This is a genomic window from Enterococcus sp. HMSC076E04 (assembly GCF_001814285.1).
GTDB classification, from domain to species: Bacteria; Bacillota; Bacilli; order Lactobacillales; family Enterococcaceae; genus Enterococcus_B; species Enterococcus_B lactis.
On record NZ_KV815613.1, the window covers coordinates 11,240 to 30,200 of the forward strand.

15 protein-coding genes are annotated in these 18,961 nt (G+C 40.3%); 3 read left to right on the forward strand and 12 right to left on the reverse strand.

Features of this window, described 5'->3' with window-relative positions:
- Nucleotides 1–13: 13 nt before the first annotated feature.
- Complete coding sequence (gene mfd / locus HMPREF2961_RS09295) at nt 14–3,535, reverse strand: transcription-repair coupling factor (RefSeq protein WP_070704638.1); 3,522 nt, start codon at nt 3,533–3,535, stop codon at nt 14–16.
- Nucleotides 3,536–3,551: 16 nt separating this feature from the next.
- Nucleotides 3,552–4,112, reverse strand: a complete 561-nt coding sequence (gene pth / locus HMPREF2961_RS09300) for an aminoacyl-tRNA hydrolase (RefSeq protein ID WP_070704693.1) — start codon at nt 4,110–4,112, stop codon at nt 3,552–3,554.
- A 352-nt stretch (nt 4,113–4,464) separates the two neighbouring features.
- Between pth and HMPREF2961_RS09305 the strand changes: the two genes are divergently transcribed.
- A complete protein-coding gene (locus HMPREF2961_RS09305) occupies nt 4,465–5,439 on the forward strand; it encodes an L-lactate dehydrogenase (protein ID WP_002287399.1) in 975 nt (324 codons plus the stop codon).
- Between the two features lie 169 nt (nt 5,440–5,608).
- Nucleotides 5,609–7,006, forward strand: coding sequence for a L,D-transpeptidase family protein (locus HMPREF2961_RS09310; RefSeq protein WP_002315905.1), 1,398 nt, complete (start codon nt 5,609–5,611; stop codon nt 7,004–7,006).
- An 81-nt stretch (nt 7,007–7,087) separates the two neighbouring features.
- On the opposite strand, the gene HMPREF2961_RS09315 is transcribed toward HMPREF2961_RS09310, so the two are convergent.
- Both HMPREF2961_RS09315 and HMPREF2961_RS09320 read right to left on the reverse strand, forming a co-directional pair.
- On the reverse strand, nt 7,088–7,810 hold the full coding sequence (locus tag HMPREF2961_RS09315) for a YebC/PmpR family DNA-binding transcriptional regulator (protein WP_002290927.1): 723 nt from the start codon (nt 7,808–7,810) through the stop codon (nt 7,088–7,090).
- A 78-nt stretch (nt 7,811–7,888) separates the two neighbouring features.
- Nucleotides 7,889–8,395 (reverse strand): VanZ family protein, encoded by a 507-nt coding sequence (locus HMPREF2961_RS09320; protein WP_002315904.1) that lies wholly within the window; start codon nt 8,393–8,395, stop codon nt 7,889–7,891.
- A gap of 121 nt (nt 8,396–8,516) precedes the next feature.
- On the opposite strand from HMPREF2961_RS09320, the gene HMPREF2961_RS09325 reads away from it, so the two are divergent.
- Nucleotides 8,517–10,316, forward strand: a complete 1,800-nt coding sequence (locus HMPREF2961_RS09325) for a M3 family oligoendopeptidase (RefSeq protein ID WP_002315903.1) — start codon at nt 8,517–8,519, stop codon at nt 10,314–10,316.
- Between the two features lie 68 nt (nt 10,317–10,384).
- On the opposite strand, the gene HMPREF2961_RS09330 is transcribed toward HMPREF2961_RS09325, so the two are convergent.
- From HMPREF2961_RS09330 to HMPREF2961_RS09365, 8 genes are all read right to left on the reverse strand, one after another.
- Nucleotides 10,385–11,977, reverse strand: coding sequence for a C40 family peptidase (locus HMPREF2961_RS09330; protein ID WP_070704641.1), 1,593 nt, complete (start codon nt 11,975–11,977; stop codon nt 10,385–10,387).
- Nucleotides 11,978–12,231: 254 nt separating this feature from the next.
- Nucleotides 12,232–12,741: a rod shape-determining protein MreD gene (gene mreD / locus HMPREF2961_RS09335; RefSeq protein WP_002315901.1), complete on the reverse strand. Its 510-nt coding sequence runs from the start codon at nt 12,739–12,741 to the stop codon at nt 12,232–12,234.
- A gap of 3 nt (nt 12,742–12,744) precedes the next feature.
- The gene (mreC, locus tag HMPREF2961_RS09340; protein ID WP_002293051.1) at nt 12,745–13,599 is read right to left on the reverse strand and encodes a rod shape-determining protein MreC; all 855 of its coding nucleotides are present in this window, start codon (nt 13,597–13,599) and stop codon (nt 12,745–12,747) included.
- A 155-nt stretch (nt 13,600–13,754) separates the two neighbouring features.
- On the reverse strand, nt 13,755–14,393 hold the full coding sequence (locus tag HMPREF2961_RS09345; protein ID WP_002315899.1) for a thiamine diphosphokinase: 639 nt from the start codon (nt 14,391–14,393) through the stop codon (nt 13,755–13,757).
- A complete protein-coding gene (gene rpe, locus HMPREF2961_RS09350; RefSeq protein WP_002315898.1) occupies nt 14,394–15,044 on the reverse strand; it encodes a ribulose-phosphate 3-epimerase in 651 nt (216 codons plus the stop codon).
- 12 nt (nt 15,045–15,056) lie between these two features.
- Nucleotides 15,057–15,956: a ribosome small subunit-dependent GTPase A gene (rsgA, locus tag HMPREF2961_RS09355; protein WP_002315897.1), complete on the reverse strand. Its 900-nt coding sequence runs from the start codon at nt 15,954–15,956 to the stop codon at nt 15,057–15,059.
- A 196-nt stretch (nt 15,957–16,152) separates the two neighbouring features.
- Complete coding sequence (pknB, locus tag HMPREF2961_RS09360; RefSeq protein ID WP_002315896.1) at nt 16,153–18,222, reverse strand: Stk1 family PASTA domain-containing Ser/Thr kinase; 2,070 nt, start codon at nt 18,220–18,222, stop codon at nt 16,153–16,155.
- A complete protein-coding gene (locus tag HMPREF2961_RS09365) occupies nt 18,219–18,959 on the reverse strand; it encodes a Stp1/IreP family PP2C-type Ser/Thr phosphatase (protein WP_002315895.1) in 741 nt (246 codons plus the stop codon). Before HMPREF2961_RS09365 ends, pknB begins: the two co-directional genes overlap by 4 nt.
- Nucleotides 18,960–18,961: the final 2 nt, after the last annotated feature.

The window sequence follows — 18,961 nt, forward strand, 5'->3', positions numbered from 1 at the left end:
TCGTTGCTCCTTCCTACGCTGACAGATATTTTTGCTCACGCAATGCTTTGACAAACTTTTGGATTTCCTGAAGCCACACTGCTTCTTCCATTTGGTTTGGAATCGTCAAGCGTATCACCATCTGTTCTTTTTCAACGCCTAGACTGGCTTTTAGTTTCGTCGCCGTTAGTGCTTCGAATAATTGTTCCACGCTATAGCGTTTCGTTCCAACTTTGCTTAGAGTAAAGACGATATGCGGCTCCTGTTTCCTTATCGTTTCCAAGAGCGCTCGATCGCCATCCATTTTAATCTGTCCGATTGTCAGGAGGTGTGCTACTTCTTCTGGGTATTCTCCAAAACGGTCGAGCAGATCATCTTCCAGTTCATCTAGCATTTCTTGCGAATCAAGTTCACGAATTCGTTTATAGATCTCGATTTTCTGCCGCTGATCTGCCACGTATGTTTCAGGTAGATATGCGTCAACACCGAGGTCGATCTCAACAGTGGTCTTCTCCACTTGACTATTCTTTCCTTGTTTACGAGACACTGCTTCGCTCAGCATTTGAGAATACATATCGAAACCGACTGCATCAATAAATCCATGTTGCTGAGCACCTAAGAGATTACCTGCACCGCGAATGGAAAGATCACGCATCGCAATTTTGAATCCAGATCCCAGTTCTGTAAAATCTTTGATTGCCTGAAGACGCTTTTCACTGACTTCATTAAGGATCTTCTGCTGCTCATACATAAAGTAAGCATATGCGACGCGGCTACTTCTTCCTACCCGTCCGCGTAATTGATATAACGTGGATAAACCCATATAATCAGCGTTCTCAACAAACAATGTATTTGCGTTCGGGATATCCACTCCTGTTTCAATGATGGTCGTAGTGACAAGAACATCATACTGACCTTCAATAAATTCAAAGAGCGTATTTTCTAATTGCGCCTCTGTCATTTGTCCATGAGCATAGCCGATCCGCGCTTCCGGAACGAGTTCTTGGATTTCTTCTACTTTTTGTTCGATCGTTTCTACTCGATTATATAAATAGAATACTTGTCCACCTCGTCCCATTTCTCGATGGATTGCTTCGCGGATAGCCCCAGGATTTTTTTCCATAACATATGTTTGGATCGGATAACGATTCGCAGGCGGTGTTTCGATTACTGAAAGATCTCGCACGCCTAGCATCGACATATGCAAAGTTCTCGGAATCGGTGTTGCTGTCAGAGTCAAAACATCCACTTGTGCACGTAACTGTTTCAATCGTTCTTTATGTTTTACACCAAAACGTTGTTCTTCGTCAATGATCAATAGACCCAAATCGCTAAATTCAATATCTTTTGACAAGATTCGATGGGTTCCTACAACAATATCAACTTGACCTGTGCGCAGTTGTTCGATGGTTTCTTTTTGTTGCTTTCTTGTTCTGAAACGACTTAATAGCCCGATATTTACGGGGAAACCTTCAAATCTTTCCAGCATCGTTTCATAGTGCTGCTGTGCCAAGATCGTTGTTGGAACTAAAAAGGCTACTTGTTTGCTTTCCTTTATCGCTTTAAAGGCCGCTCGAAGCGCTACTTCTGTTTTCCCATAACCAACATCACCTACGAGTAGTCGATCCATTGGTTTTTCTTTTTCCATATCCCGCTTGATCTCCGCTGCACTTCTCAACTGGTCGTCTGTTTCAGAATAAGGGAAAGCATTTTCAAATTCTTTTTGGTAGGCGTCATCAGGACCAAAAGCATATCCTTTTTCTGATTCTCTTGCTGCGTATAGTTTGATTAAATCGTCAGCGATATCTTCGATTTTCGAAGATACTTTTCGTTTAGTTTTCGTCCATTCACTTCCGCCTAACTTATTGATGCGAGGTGCTTTGGCTTCCGAGGCGACATATTTTTGGATCAGATTCAGTTGAGTAACAGGAATAAACAGTTTGTCGTCGTTTTGATACAAAATAGTCATATAGTCTTGGTGAACGCCATCTACTTCTAGCGTTTCCATCCCAATGTATTTCCCGATACCATGATTGGCATGGACAACGTAATCTCCTGCTTTTAACTCATTATAGCTTTTCAATCGCTCTGCGTTTGTTACTGTTTGTCGTCTCGTTTGTTTTTTCGTCGTTTTTTGGAAAATTTCTTTTTCTGTGATAGCTACTATTTTTTCTTGAGGAAGTTCAAAACCAGCCTGCAAAGCTCCTTCAACTAATTGTACCTGTCCTCTGATCAATGCATTTTTTTCTGTTTCTACTACTAATATATCTTCATCTCGAAGCATTTGTTCTGCTTTACGTATTCTGTCCTTTGTCGGAATAAAGATCACAACAGTCTGTTTTTGCTTGCGCCAACGATCCATTTCTGTTTTCAGCAATGGCATTTGTCCGAAGAACTGTTGCATCGTCCGATATTGAAAATTATGGATTGCTTGGAAACGAAGATTTCCCATCCCTTTTTGGAAGAGTGAGAAAAAGGTTGTAGTAAATTTTTCCTTTTGAACGATTCTTTGTACATCTGCTGAAAATGACTGCTCAGAAAAAACCCGCAATTCGCTGATTTTTTGAGTATGCCATTCTGCCGCTTCCCTTTCGATTTCCCGATTTGTTTCCATGATCCGCTGGTAATCATCAACGACTAGTAAACTATTTGAAGGAAAATAATCCAAGATCGTTACAAATTCTTGGTAAAGAAGATCTGAGTAGAATTTTGCTTCTTCTGTCGGGATACCTGCTTGCCAACTTGAAGTCATCTGACCGAAGTAATCTTGTAAAAACTCGCGGTCTGCTTCTTCTGTGGTCGCAGCAAGCCGTTTTTCTAGCATTTTTTGCATTTGCTCTATTCCATGTTCCAGATCCTCTGGTCCATAGACTTGTTCACTCGTTGGAGAAACCCAGATTTCTTCCGTTTTTTCGATTGAACGTTGTGTTTCTGCTTCAAAATACCGCATAGAATCTATCTCTACATCAAATAATTCTACACGAATAGGATAGTTTGTTGTTAATGGGTAAATATCGACGATGCTTCCTCGAATACTGAATTCTCCGGGTTTTGCGACCATTTCTTCTCGTACATAGCCCATCAAAGTCAATTGGCGAGGAAGATTTTCCACATCTATCTCATCACCAACATGCCAATTCAATTGCGCCTGTAGCCAAGTTTTCTTATTCGGCAGCCGCTTGTGCAAAGCTGCGACTGGCAACAAATAGATACCTGCTTTTTTTTCTTGAAGTGCGTTGAGCGTTGCGACTCTCTCGCCTCGCGCTTCGGGAGAAGAAAAGGCCATTTCAGCAGAAAGCACTTCATCCACTGGAAATAAATGGATCTGATCCTGCGGAATCACATGTTGCAGATCTTCTGCTAACTGATTGGCATAATACAAATTTGGCATCAGAATGATCATATTTTTATTTGTTTTCTTAAATGCTCGAGCAAATAGAAGCGTCTTCGCTGAGCCAGCTAATCCTGTGATTAGTTGTCTAGGCATTTTTTCTTCTAAATTGCTGATCCATTCTTTTACTTGCGGATCTTTTCCGACTAATTGAATGATATCCATTCCTTTTCCTCCTTTCTCAATTGAATTGATTCATCGCATCCACGAACGAATGCCCTTCTATGAGATATTCGACTACTTTAACAGATTGAAATATGCTTTCTTCTATCAAAGGCTGGTTTTCTTTGCTGAAAGGACTAAGCACATGTTGGACCACTGTTTTTTTTCCTTCTGGTCTGCCAATTCCCACCTTGATTCGATCAAAGACATTCGTATTCAAATGGGAAATGATACTTTTGATACCATTATGCCCGCCGGCACTCCCCTTTTGACGGAGCCGGATCTTTCCTACTGCCAGATCCAAATCATCGTAGATGACGACTAATTCTTCTGGATAAATCCCAAAATAAGTCATTAACGGTCCGACTGCACGACCAGATTCATTCATGAATGTCTGTGGTTTGACTAGAAGGATCTTTTCTCCATTATGAAAAAATTCGGCAACTTCTGCTTCGAATGGATTTTTTTTGAAAGTAGCTTGATGTTCGCGTGCAATTTGATCCACGACCATAAAGCCGATATTGTGTTTAGTATATTGGTATTTGGTACCTGGGTTTCCTAACCCGACGATCATTTTCATTTTTGTTTTTCCACCTAATTCTAAAAACAGCACAAAAGGCTGGACTGCTAATTAGCGGTCCAGTCCATCGAGCTTTTTTTCTTTTTTATACTGTCAATGTATAGTATACCACAAAACAAAGCGTTTCGGCTAAAAGAGAATCGTTAATAAATGATAAAGAAATTAAAAATTTCTTCAAAGTTTAATGAAATAATTGATTTATAAAAATAGTGAAATAACGCACATGTAAGCTTTTACATATAATACAACCTTGTTATCTGTTATATTTTATAGCCAAATAGCGTGACATGGGGCTTGAGAAATGTTAGCATAAGCATGGGAAAAAACAAATCAATGGAAGGATTGATACTAAATGACTGCAGCTGCAGAAAAAAAAGATCATCAAAAAGTTATTCTTGTTGGAGACGGCGCCGTAGGTTCTAGCTATGCCTTTGCTCTAGTTACTCAAAATATTGCTCAAGAAGTAGGTATCGTGGATATCAATACTGCTAAAACTGAAGGAGACGCAATTGACTTGTCTCACGCTTTGGCATTTACTTCACCTAAAAAAATCTACTCTGCTACTTACGCAGACGCACATGATGCTGACTTAGTTGTTATTACAGCTGGCGCACCACAAAAACCAGGTGAAACTCGTTTAGACTTAGTAAACAAAAACTTAAAAATCAACCGCGATGTTGTCACACAAATCGTTGAATCAGGATTTAACGGTATCTTTTTAGTTGCCGCTAACCCAGTAGATATTTTGACTTACTCAACTTGGAAATTCTCAGGTTTCCCTAAAGAACGCGTTATCGGTTCAGGTACGTCTCTTGACTCTGCTCGTTTCCGTCAAGCACTTGCGGAATTAGTTGACGTTGATGCACGTAATGTCCATGCTTACATCTTAGGTGAACACGGAGATTCAGAATTCCCAGTTTGGTCACATGCAAATGTTGCCGGCTTGCAAATCTATGAATGGGTGAAAAACAACCCTGAAATCGATGAAGAAGCTATGGTTAACCTATTCTTCGGCGTACGTGACGCTGCTTACACAATTATCGAGAAAAAAGGCGCTACTTTCTATGGTATCGCAGTAGCATTAGCACGTATCACTCGTGCCATCTTAGATGATGAAAATGCTGTTCTTCCTTTATCAGTCTTCATGAATGGCGAATATGGATTGAACGACATCTACATTGGTGCACCTGCTGTTATCAACCGTCAAGGTATCCAAAAAGTAATCGAAATTCCTTTAAGCGACAGCGAACAAGACCGCATGGCTGCTTCTGCTAAACAATTAAAAGAAATTCTAGATGAAGCTTTTGCTAAACTAGACGCTGAATAATTTTTGAATATGACGGAAAACATCTAAACGGTGTTTTCCGTTTTTTTATTTTATCACTCTTCTGGTTTCTAAATTTTTTCATAAAGAAGAGATAACCTTCGTCTTTTCGTCTAAATTATGCTATCATGAGACCGTTCCACCCTAAACTTTTACTTAAGGAGTTGTCGATATGACAAGATCTTCGCATCGAAAAAAATCGAAACATGTTGCTTTGCTTTCAGCTCTTGGTGTTCTCTTAGTGCTGATTAGCTTTTATACCTATCGCAGTACATACTACACAAAACATTTTTTGCCGAATACGGAAATCAACGGAATAAATGTCAGCGATCTAACAGTCGAAAAAGCAAATGAAAAATTAAAAGAAGCTTATTCCGATAAAAAATTAGCTATTAAAGAAGATGGAAAAGTCTGGCAGGAAGTACCAAAATCTGAGCTCGGCTATAAAGATGATTTCACTTCTGAGCTTTCTCCGATCCTAAATGAACAAAACGGATGGACTTGGGGAATGACTTATGTTTCAGCAGCGGAAAAACAAGAAATCGATCCTATCAGTCAAGACCACCAGAAACTGGATACTACCGTTCAGACATTGACAACTAAACTGACTGATCTGAATAAAGACCGGACACCTACAACTGATGCAACAATTGAAAAATCAGGCGACTCTTTTGTTATCAAGCCTGAAGACAATGGAAATACCATCAACGTCGATGCTGCGGTCAAACAAATAAAAAGTGCAGTAAATTCCGGTAAAGATACGATTGAATTAACTGAGTTCAAAGAAAAACCAAAAGTAACCTCCGGAGACAGTTCACTGAAAGAACAGCTCGAATCCATGAATGCTATCGCAAAAGTAAAAGCTACTTACAGTATAAACGGTGAGACTTTCCAGATTCCATCAAGTGATATCATGAGCTGGCTGACCTACGACGGAAAAGTCGATTTAGATACAGAACAAGTACGTCAATATGTAACAGATTTAGGCACAAAGTATAACACAAGTACGAATGACACAAAATTTAAAAGTACAAAAAGAGGAGAAGTTACGGTCCCAGTTGGCACTTACAGCTGGACGATCCAAACAGATAGCGAGACAGAAGCGTTGAAAAAAGCTATTCTGACAGGCCAAGACTTTACTCGTTCTCCGATTGTGCAAGGTGGCACAACCGCTGATCATCCATTGATCGAAGATACGTATATCGAAGTTGATCTAGAGAACCAGCATATGTGGTATTATAAAGACGGAAAAGTAGCCCTTGAAACAGATATCGTTTCCGGAAAGCCATCTACACCTACACCTGCTGGGGTCTTCTATGTTTGGAATAAAGAAGAAGATGCAACTTTAAAAGGAACAAATGACGACGGAACGCCTTACGAGAGTCCAGTAAATTACTGGATGCCGATTGACTGGACAGGTGTTGGTATCCACGATTCTGACTGGCAACCTGAATACGGCGGAGATTTATGGAAAACCCGCGGTTCACATGGCTGTATCAACACTCCGCCAAGTGTAATGAAGGAATTATTCGGGATGGTCGAAAAAGGAACACCAGTATTGGTCTTCTAACAAAAAAGAATTGATAAAAAGAACGCACCTGTACGAATCGTACAGGTGCGTTCTTACTTATTATCTCAACTAGGCGCTTTCTTACATTTCAGCAGCAGTAAAGACTTCTGAGACATCATCATCGTCCTCTAGCTTATCTACTAGACGTTCCAATTGCTCCCGTTGTTCCTCATTTAAATCGATCGTCGTTTGTGGGATCATCGTCAATTCTGCTTGCGCTAAAGTGAACTCTTTTTCCAGCTCATCTCGTACAGCAGCAAAATCTTCTGGTGCAGTATAAATCTCGAACACTTCAGGAGAAGTTTGCAGATCTTCTGCCCCCGCCTCTAATACATCTTCAAACATCGTCTCTTCATCAACAGCCAACCCATCGCGTTCAATGACGATATACCCTTTGCGATCAAACAAGTAACTGACTGAACCCGTTTCTCCCAGTGACCCGCCGTTTCGAGTAAAAGCTACTCGGACATTTGTCGCTGTCCGATTACGATTATCCGTCAACGCATGGACTAAGATTCCTACTCCACCCGGACCATATCCTTCATACGTGATTTCATCGTAATTTGTTTCATCTACGGCACTGGTAGCCTTTTTAATCGCCCGTTCTACATTGTCGTTTGGCATATTTGCAGCTTTTGCTTTGTCCACAACAAGCCGCAGAGCTGGGTTCATGGATGGATCAGGACCGCCTGCTTTAGCTGCCATATAGATTTCACGAGAAAGTTTCTGAAAGACTTTTCCTCGTTTCGCATCTTGGGCATTTTTTCTTCCTTGGATATTATGCCACTTACTATGTCCTGACATGATTTTTCCTCCCTTGTTCTTTTGAGAATACACTTCTATTCTAGTACTATTTCACAAAAAAACAAAGCCACAGCCAATCTATAAACGCTTCTTGAATGCCGCAAAAAGCACACATAATACCACAGCAGTCAGAGCACCGATCGAATCCAACATGACATCTTGGAACATAGGCGTTCTTCCACCGGTCATCATCTGATGGAATTCGTCCAAACCTGCGTATCCTGTTGCTGAAAGCCAAGCAAGGATCGCTGTCAGCCACCAAATTTTTAGTTTAGGGAAAACACCTAAAAACAAGCTGCCACCCAAAACAAAATAAGTACCAAAATGTGCGCCTTTTCTTAAAAAGAACTCTACAAATTTGGCGTAGCCCAGATGGTCGATACTCACGATACTTCCACCATAATTAAAACGTATACCTGCTAATGTGTCCTTAAATGGCTGATTAGGAAGCCAGCTTTCTAATCGCGAAACTTGTGATTGCTGTCCGTAAGTTTGAGAAGAACTGTAAAATAAGATGGCAACGACTATAAGTGCGATCACTAAATAAATATTTCCGTTTTTCAGTTGTTTTTTTGAAGAATTCATAAGTCACCTCTGTATTTATCTTAGACTTTTTTTGAAGAAACAACAATCATTTTCATAGAGACTTCTTCTATAAAAAAGTGCTATACTTAATTTTGTATTACAATATGAAGGGAGTTTTTTCATGAGTTATTCATTAAATTGGGATCTAGATTCTATTTTCCCCGGAGGAAGCCATTCTGATGCTTTGAATCAACGGATGAAGCAATTGGAAGACCAAACGAACGAATATTATCAACGTGTAACAAAATGGTCACCTAGTTCTGACAAGGCAGAGCAGCTAAACGCGATTCTTCAATTGCAAGAAACGATTACGAACGGCTTTACCCAATGCAACAGCTATATTACTGCATTGCTTTCTGCCAATGTCAATGATTCAGATGCAAAGATCTTATCAGGTAAGCTTTACGCCTTGCTTCCTCGTCTACAATCAGCCGAAACAGTATTGTCGAAGAAATTTGCAGAAATATCTGACAATGATTGGAATCAGATGCTTTCCCATGGTTCGTTTGAAACAATCGCGTTTCGTTTAAACGAGATCCGTCGTGACGGTTCACAATTATTATCAGAAGCTGAAGAGAACATTATCAACACGCTCTCATTAGATGGTCTAAATGCCTGGAGCAGTCATTATGATACGATTGTAGCCAGCATTTCGATTCCCTTCGAACAAGATGGTCAAGTTGTCGAATTATCTGCTGGCCAAGCCTTCAATAAGATGATGGGCGATCCAGATCCAAAAGTCAGAGAAACACTTTTCGCAGCATGGGAAAAAGCATGGAAAGAAAAGGCTCCCCTCTTCACAGATACTTTGAATCATTTAGATGGTTTCAGACTTTCTAACTATGAACTTCATGGCATCACAGATTTTCTGCAAAAACCATTAGAATACAACCGTTTGAAAAAAGAAACATTGTCTGTCATGTGGGAGACGATCCAAAAAAACAAACAACCCCTTGTTGATTACTTGACTAGAAAATCCAATCTTTTCGGTAAAGAAAAAATGGAATGGCAGGATCAAGATGCACCTATTATTTTAGGCGATTTGAAAGAAAAAACCTTTAGTTTTGACGAAGCAGCTGCATTTATTATCGAAAACTTTAATAAATTCAGTCCAAAAATGGCTAAATTCGCACAATCTGCTTTTGAAAAGAGCTGGATCGAAGCAGAAGATCGTCCTGGAAAACGTCCTGGTGGCTATTGTACTGAGTTACCAGAAACAAAAGAATCAAGGATCTTTATGACCTACAGCAATTCTGTTAATGAGGTTGCGACACTTGCTCATGAATTGGGTCATGCTTTCCATAGCAGCACGATGTGGGACTTGCCTTCTTTAAATCGCGAATACGCAATGAATGTCGCAGAAACAGCAAGTACATTCGCAGAACTGATTGTAGCCGATGCTACATTAAAAGCCGCAAAAACAAAAGAAGAAAAAATCAATTTGCTAGATACAAAACTGCAAAATGCTTTAGCTATGTTCATGAATATCCATTCTCGATTCATTTTTGAGAATCGATTCTATGAAGCACGGCAAGAAGGATTAGTCTCAGAAGATAAGATCACAGAGATGATGGTTGAAGCACAAAAAGAAGGCTACCAAGGAGCTTTAGCCACTTATCATCCATATTTCTGGGCTGCAAAATTACATTTCTTTATTGATGACGTACCGTTTTATAACTTCCCATACACCTTTGGCTACCTGTTTAGTTTAGGCATTTATGCTTACGCTAATCAAAAAGGGGCAAATTTCGAAGAAGAATATATCCATTTACTACGTGATACTGCTTCAATGACGACGGAAGAGCTTGCAAAGAAACATTTGAATGTCGATCTCACTCAACCAAATTTTTGGCAAGCAGGTATCGATATGGTGATGGAAGATATCCAAACGTTCATGGAATTGACAGAAGAATTCATCTGATTTCTATTTTCTCTTAATAAAAAAAGAGTTAGCCCTTTTCTGGACTAACTCTTTTTGATTAATCATTCTTACATGCTGACAGCAAAGTCAGGTGCAAACCATTGAACTGAACCAACTTTTACGCTTTCGCCTGGTTGAGGAGCATGGATATATTGTCCTCCGCCTAAAGCAATCGCTACGTGGTAAGTTCCGCCTGGTGAACCCCAGAATAATAAGTCTCCAGCTTTTGCTTGAGAAACTGAGATTTTTGTTCCAGCTGATTCTTGAGGAACTGTCCAACCACCAATGTCACGACCAGTTACTTGCAAGTAAACATAGCGTGTGAATCCTGAGCAGTCAAATCCACTTGGATCTTTACCGCCCCAAACATATGGAGTACCGATATATTTGTAAGCTTCTGCTACGATTGCTGCACCATTCACACTTCCAGAAGGTGTTGGTGTTGGTGTTGTATTAGTTGTGTTATTAGTTGCATTACTACCAGTACTGTTCCCAGGATCAACACTTTGATCTGTTGATGGTGTTGTAGGCGCAGGTGTTGTTGATTCTTCTGTTGAAGATTCAGGTACAGTTGTTGACTCTTCTGTTGTTGAAGATTCAGGTACAGTTGTTGACTCTTCTGTTGTTGAAGATTCAGGCACTGTTGTTGATTCTTCTGTTGTTGAAGATTCAGGCGCTGTTGTTGATTCTTCTGTTGTTGAAGATTCAGGCACTGTTGTTGATTCTTCTGTTGTTGAAGATTCAGGCGCTGTTGTTGATTCTTCTGTTGTTGAAGATTGAGCAGCTGATGATGATTCTTCAGTCGTTGAAGATTGAGCAGCTGATGATTCTTCTGTTGCTGAGCTTTGTGCAGCTGATGAAGCTTGAGTAGCTTGTGCTTCAGCTTCTGCTTGTTCGCGTGCTTCTTTTTCAGCTTTTTCTTGTGCTGCTTGTTGACGTGCTTGTTCTGCTAGACGTTGTTGTTCACGAATGCGTGCTTGTTCTGCTTCAGCTTCTGCTTTTTGGCGGTTCAAGTCAGCTTTCTTGTCTTCAGCAGTTGCTTGTTCAGCAGCTAATGAAGTTTTCAGTACGTTCAAATCAGCTTGTTTAGATAAAAGATCGCCTTTTTGAGATTCCAAAGCAGCTTGGTTTTCAGCTAATTCTTTTAGTTTAGCATCGTTTTCAGCTTTTTTGTCTTCTACAGCTTTTTTATCTTGTTTTTGTTGTTCCATCAAGTCGTTGTTTGCTTTTACCATCGTTGTCATTGCTTGAACGCGTCCGATAGCATCTGCTAATGAATCAGCATTCAATACAGCGTCAATATAGTTTGAGCTTGTATTGCTTACTTGTGCTTCACGTGCTTGTTTTTGGATTGTATCTTCACGTTTTTCAATACGTTCTTGTAAATCTGCAATATCTTTTACTAATTGTGCAGATTCTTGACGCAATGTGTCTTGTTTTGCTAATAGATCTTGTGCTTGTGTGTTGATTTCAGAAACTTGGCTTTCTAGGGCATCGATTTGTGATTGTGCATCTGCTTGTTGGTTTTTCAAGTCTGCAATCTTTTGATCTTGTTGTTGTATCTGAGAATCAAAATCGTCCGCCGCGGCAGCGATCGGTGATGCTACGGCAGTCAAGGTCATTGAACATACCATTACTGCTGATATTAAACTCTTTTTCACTCTTCATTCCTCCGACTGGCTTAATTTAATAAATATCTAAATATATTTAAGTCTTTCTTAACGATATAAAAATTGTACCATAGCAGTATGTCAGCGATATAATAGTTATGTTACAAAAATGTTTCAAAACAACCTCTAAAAATGACAAAACTGTTCGTTTCAGAAAATGATCATGAAAAAGGCATGCTAAGACGGGCTTTTTTTAAGATAACAACAATTCTTTTTTGCTTTCAGAGGAAAAACAAAAAAAGAAATTATTCATCACTGAATAATTTCTTAAATGGAAAAATGAATAATACAAAAATAATCATGTTCAACAGCAGTGTAGGCCCTAAGAACCTTGTAATAAAATACGTGTTATTTACTACTGCTAGTTTAAAAATCAATTGGACCACCATCGTAAACAGTTCATACCCCGTGACAAAGATAATCATACTGAAAAATTCAGTAAAGATGTTGACGTGGATGACATCTTTCATTACGTACATCAACCATACGATCAAAGGGAGAGCTACGGCATAGATACCGATAACACCGATATAGTAAACATCATAGACTGCACCGAGAACAATCGTGGTGATTAGCAAATAGCGTTTTTCAAATGCCATACTGCAACATAACAATGCCAAGATCAGAAAGTGGGCATTTGACATATAACTGCCTTTCGACCACTCTCCTAGCATTCTTGTTAAATGGCCATCTATCAACATCAAAAAGAAAAGAACGATTGGCAGATAGTACTTCATTGTTTCTTTTTTCAACATGGACTAATCCTCCGCTAGCCGTTGGACAATCGTCACAACTGACACATCATACATTTCTGCATAAGGTTTCACATAAACTTCCCGATCCAGGCCATAACTGTCTGGTTTCGTTTTGATAACCGTACCGATCGGCAAGTTAGCTGGAGAATTTCCTCCAAGACCGGATGTCTGAACAACATCCCCTTCTTTGATATCCGTATCACCAGTCAATTGGGTCACCACTAATGCATGGAGTTTTTCATCATAGTTTTTAAGCAAACCGAATGCTTCGCCATTAGCCGAAGATACCCGTACTGGAAAATGATTGGAGCTTTCGTTAGAGGATGACAGTAATTCGATTTTAGACGAAGCTGTATTGACTTCGATCACTCGGCCGATCAATCCTTTTTGCGACATGACTGCCATATTTGCTTCGATACCGTCTTTAGAACCCTTGTCTACGATCAGCATGTCCTGCCAGCTATCTGGTGAACGAGTAATGACATTTGCCGTTACTTTTTCGTAACTCGTCAGCGTCTGGTTCAAATCAAGTTCTTTTTTCAAAGATTCGATTTCTCTCTCGTAATTCTTGTTTTGCTGTGCAACGTCATCATAGCTATCGATTTTTTCTTTTAACCGCTCATTTTCGGCATAAGTTGAAAAAAGATTATGGACAGAATCTACTCCGTTTCGCACCCACCGTACTGGGGCAGAGATTGTTTTATCAACCATTGCAACACTGTCATTAACGATGGATTGGAAGAAATTAGGCTTTCCTTCATTCGCTCGCTGTGCAGCGGTCACACTTAGTATCGTCACCACGATGATAACAATAACCAAGGTAATAATAATATTTTTATTAGGATTGAACTTCTTCACAAAGACACCTCGAATTAATTAGACTCTTGTGTTCAATTTTATCACTAAATGCCGGGAAACAAAAGGCAAGTTGCTCCTCTTAAGCTTTTTTTTAGTAAATAATAGATTCTGTCATTTTTAGCCTGAAAGACAAAACTTTTCCTTTTGTTCATTGGTCAGTCTTTGCTTTGAATAACTGCAATCATACCATCTGAAAAAGAAAATTCAGCGGTATCTGAAAGAAACTCGTTACTTGCATAAGATGTCGGGTATTCAACTGCTTTATTTTCCAATACATACTTACTGCCTTTCAATGTAAGAGCCGAGACGGGCGTCAAACAGCAATAAGCTAGATACTTCATACTTGGAACCTGTCTTACTATATGCTTTCCAGGCAAATAATAAGCCAAATAATTTTGACGATCTCTAATAATAAGCTGATGGGCAAACGGTTTGAATCGAGGTTCCAGACCTAACCAGAGATTGGCTAAAAGATGATCCAATCTTCCGCCTGTGGCGCCGATCAAAGTGACTTCAGCTTGCGGATAACGTTCAAATGTCTTTAAGATCCCCAATTGTGTATCTGTATCGTCTTTTTCTGCGGGTGAACGGGCATACTCTTTGGCTTTTGCAAATACTTCCTCCTGCTCTTCGTTCGACAATGAATCAAAATCACCTACTGCCAGATCTACTGGGTAGCCTGCTTGAAGCAGATACAGCGCACCACGATCTATTCCGATATAGGCATCGTATTTGGTCAGTAGAGGCTGCGGCCAGTTTTCCGGATTACCTCCAGCAGCTAATAAAATTTTCATTTAATCTAATGCCTCTTTTAACCGTTCGATTTGTCCGACTGGATTTTCGGCTCCATAGATATATGATCCTGCAACAAAGACATCCGCCCCTGCATCTTTACAGATTTTTGCTGTTTCTGGAACGATTCCGCCATCTACTTCGATTGCATAAGACCAATTGTTCTCTTTACGTAGATCAGCGAGTTCTGTGATTTTTTCTACCGTTTCTTCAATAAAGCTTTGTCCGCCAAACCCAGGATTGACAGTCATGACCAGCACTTGATTAGCCAAAGGCAAAACATGTTTGATCATGGAGACTGGTGTCCCCGGATTAATAACTACTCCAGCTTTGACACCTAAGCTTTTTGTCATTTGGAGTGCCCGATGGATATGAGGAGTTGCTTCTACATGAACAGTAATGATATCTGCTCCAGCTTTCGCAAATGCTGGAATGTAATTTTCCGGATCAACGATCATCAGATGGACGTCTAGCGGTAATTTAGTGACAGGTCGGATTGCCTGAACAATATTTGGCCCTAATGTGATATTTGGGACAAATTGGCCATCCATGACATCTACGTGGATGTAATCTGCGCCTCCTTTTTCTACTAACTCAATATCTCTTTGCAAATTGGCAAAATCTGCGCTCAAAATGGATGGTGCTATTTTCATTCTTGGTTCCTCCTATTTTCGTTTACCTTCTTTTTTCGTATACATGGGTTTTCTTTTCTCGATTTCTTGTAAGAATTGCAAATAATTATCGTAACGTGTCTGTGCGATACCACCTGTTTCTACTCTATGTTTCACTTCACAGCCAGGTTCTTTGGCATGCATGCACTCTCTAAATTTGCAATGGGCAGAAGCTTCCACAAATTCCGGAAATTGTCTTGGCAATTCTCCTGCTTCGATAGTCAAAAAGTCAATCGAGCTGAATCCTGGTGTATCTGCTACTAACCCACCGTAGATAGGGAGAAGCTCCACATGCCGTGTTGTATGCCGCCCTCTTCCAAGTGCATCAGAAATCTCTCCTGTTGCTAAATTCAGTTCTGGAGATATTTGATTCAGTAGTGTTGATTTTCCTGCTCCAGACTGTCCCATGAAGACCGATAGCCGTTCTGGAAAATAACGGATCAATTCTGTCGTGTCACCTGCATGATTAGGTACAATCACTGGGTAGCCTATCTTAGTATAGGTTTGCTTGATTTCTTCGATTGTTTTCGGATCGTCTGACAAGTCGGTCTTCGTCAAAAAAATGAGCGGTTCGATTGATTCATATTCCAAGGTAACTAGAAAGCGGTCAAGCAGATTATAAGAAAATGCAGGTTCCACGATACTTGTGACAATGATTCCAAGATCAACATTTGTGACTGGCGGGCGAACTAATTGATTTTTTCTCGGCAAGATTTCCAGAAGATAGCCGTCTGTTTGATTTTCACTCTCAAAGATTACCTGATCTCCGACAAGCGGCGTGATTTTCCGATTCCGGAAATTCCCTCTTCCTCTTGTTTGATAGGTCTCTCCGTCTGCGTATACATAGTAAAAACCGCTGATTGCTTTTCTGATTTGTCCTTTGATAAGTGCCACCTCCGTTTTTGTTTATTTTACCATATGAAGAGGAAAGTAGGTGTCGTTCCACGCAAACTTCTCAAAGTAAAGGGCTTGAAAACTAATCAAAAGGGATAGAAAACACAAAAAAGGGACTGCGGCACAGTCCCTTCGAATAAACGGTGTTCCAGAAGTAGCTTCTGTCACAACCTCTTTGTTCTATTTTATTAAAAACTTATTTTGAGCTTTCTGAGGTACTATCTGATGAACTTGTGGTGCTGGAAGATTCTTCTTTGGAAGAGCTGCTCGTACTGCTAGAGCTACTTGAGCTGCTAGAACTGTCTGAAGAATCTTTCTCAGAACTAGAAGACGCTGGATCTGGTCCTTTAGAGTAAATCACGTTTACAACCATTCCTTTGGTAATCGTCGTACCTGCCCCTGGCACTGTACGGATTACTTTGTCCTTATCCACCGTGCTTGAATATTCAGAAGTCTCATGACCGATATATTCTGCACCAATACTAGCCAAATAACTTTGTGCTTCGCTTTTTGTATAGCCGGAGATGTCATTCAGTTTAGGTTCTGTTCCTTGGCTTACGACAAAACTGATGTAAGTTTCTTCTGCTACAACTTCACCTGAGACTGGATCCTGACTAATGATCGAACCCGATGGCACAGTGTCGCTATAGTCATAAGTAGCACTAATATTATTGATATTGAATCCTTGTGTAACAAGCCAATTACGGACAGTTTCGTAGTTTTCTCCTACATGACTACTCAAAGTCACTGTTTCTGGTCCTTTGCTGACTGTGAAAGTAATCGTGTCTGTTTTAGGATCGACTTCTGTATCTTCTGATGGAGATTGCGAAATGATCATTCCGCTTTCTACCTCTGAACTGAATTCCTCTTCTTTTTGAATCAAATCAGCAGAAAATCCTAATTCTTTCAAACTTGCTTCAGCATCTTCATAACTTTTACCACTGTAATCGTCTAATTTGATTTTTTTCGTGCCACTGCTGATATAAAGAGTGACTTCGCGTTTTTGCTTGACTGTCGTTCCCGCTGCAGGGTCTGTCTTCACCACATTGCCTTCTTCGATTTTGTCATCTGCAATTTCTTCTGTTTTTGTTGCTACTTCTAATTTCGCTTTTGCGAGTGTTTCTCTGGCAGAAGCTTCAGAAAGATCAGAAACATCAGGAACAACAACTTCTCCTCGTCCGCCAGAAGCAAAGAATACAGCTGTTCCGATTCCTAAAACAGCGAGGACAGCTAACAGGATCAGCCACCATTTTTTCTGTCCTTTCTTTTTAGGGTCAGGCAGAACTTCTTCCTCTTCCGGCAATGTTTCGTTTCTCGGTTCGTCTTTTGGCAGAGGCATAGATTTGAAAGAATCCGGCATTGGTGTATCTGCCGCAAGCGGTGTGATAACTTTTGTTTCGTTATCCATCGCATGAGGTTGCCATTTTTCTTCGTTTGCACGAGCTGGTGATAATACTGTAGAAAGATCATCAGACATTTCTTCGGCTGACTTGTAACGGTCTGCAGGTTCTTTAGCCGTCGCCCGTAAAATCACATTTTCCAGTGCTTGCGGTACATTTGGATCAAGTGCCTTTATGGATGGAAGATCATCTTGGAAATGTTTTAAAGCAATCGTCACAGCAGATTCGCCGTCAAACGGCACGCTACCTGTCAGCATCTCATAAAGAATGATCCCTAAAGCATAAATATCTGACTGCTTCGTTGCCATACTCCCTCTTGCTTGCTCAGGAGATAGGTAATGAACAGATCCCAACATCGTATTCGTCTGTGTGATCGATGTTTCAGATAAAGCAATAGCAATCCCGAAATCCGTGATTTTTACTACACCTTCGTTATCGATCAATACGTTTTGGGGTTTCAAATCTCGGTGGATGATTTGATGGTTATGAGCTAAAGAAATAGCAGAAAGAATCTGCTGCATAATATTTACTGCTGTTTCATAAGGAACAGGATAATGTGTTTGGATATATCGTTTCAAGTCCATTCCTTTGACGTATTCCATCACTAGGTACTGCATATTGTCTTCTTCACCAACATCGTAAACACTGACAATATTTGGATGAACGAGTTCTGTTGCTGCTAAAGCTTCTCGCTGAAATCGTCGAATCGCGGTTTGATCATTTTGAAAGTCGAATCGTAAGACTTTGACTGCTACATCTCGATCCAAGATCAAATCGTGCGCCAAAAATACATTAGCCATACCACCACTACCGATATTCCCCGTGATTTGATAACGGCCATTTAATTTTTTTCCCAACTCGATCATACACTGTCCTCCTTATATTCGATAAGAAGAACGGTGATATTATCCGCTCCGCCTGCTTCATTGGCACGATCAATCAGCTCAGTTACTTTATGGGATAACGGGCCTTCTTGATTAATGATCGTTCCTATTTCTTCTTCAGATAGCATATTCGTCAAGCCATCTGAACATAACAGCAAGCGATCTTTTAGCTGCCAAAGATGAGTAGAAACATCTACTTCGACTGTTCCTGGCATGCCGACAGAACGTGTTAAAATATTCTTTCTTGGATGGTTCACTGCCATTTCTTCGCTGATTTCCCCTGATTTGACTAGTTCGTTAACTAAAGAATGATCCTCTGTCAATTGCATGATTTTATCTTCGCGAATCAAATACGCTCTGCTGTCGCCAACATTCGCAATCGTGAACCAGTCATCTGACAGAGCTGCCGCTACGATTGTTGTTCCCATACCGTTATATTCCGGCTGTTCTTGTCCTCGCTGATAAATCAGCACATTTTCCTCTTGAATCGATTGAATGAACCACTGGGCGATTTTTTCATCGTCGGCAGCTTCTTGTTCTTCCCAAGCTTCGCCTAGATTTGTTACCGCCATTTGACTGGCAATGTCTCCAGCACGGTGCCCACCCATCCCATCTGCTAATACAGCAAGCTTGAGACCTGAACGGCTAGTAAATACACTGGCATAGTCTTGATTGGTGTTACGTCGTCTTCCTACATCTGATTGATATTCAATCTGCATTT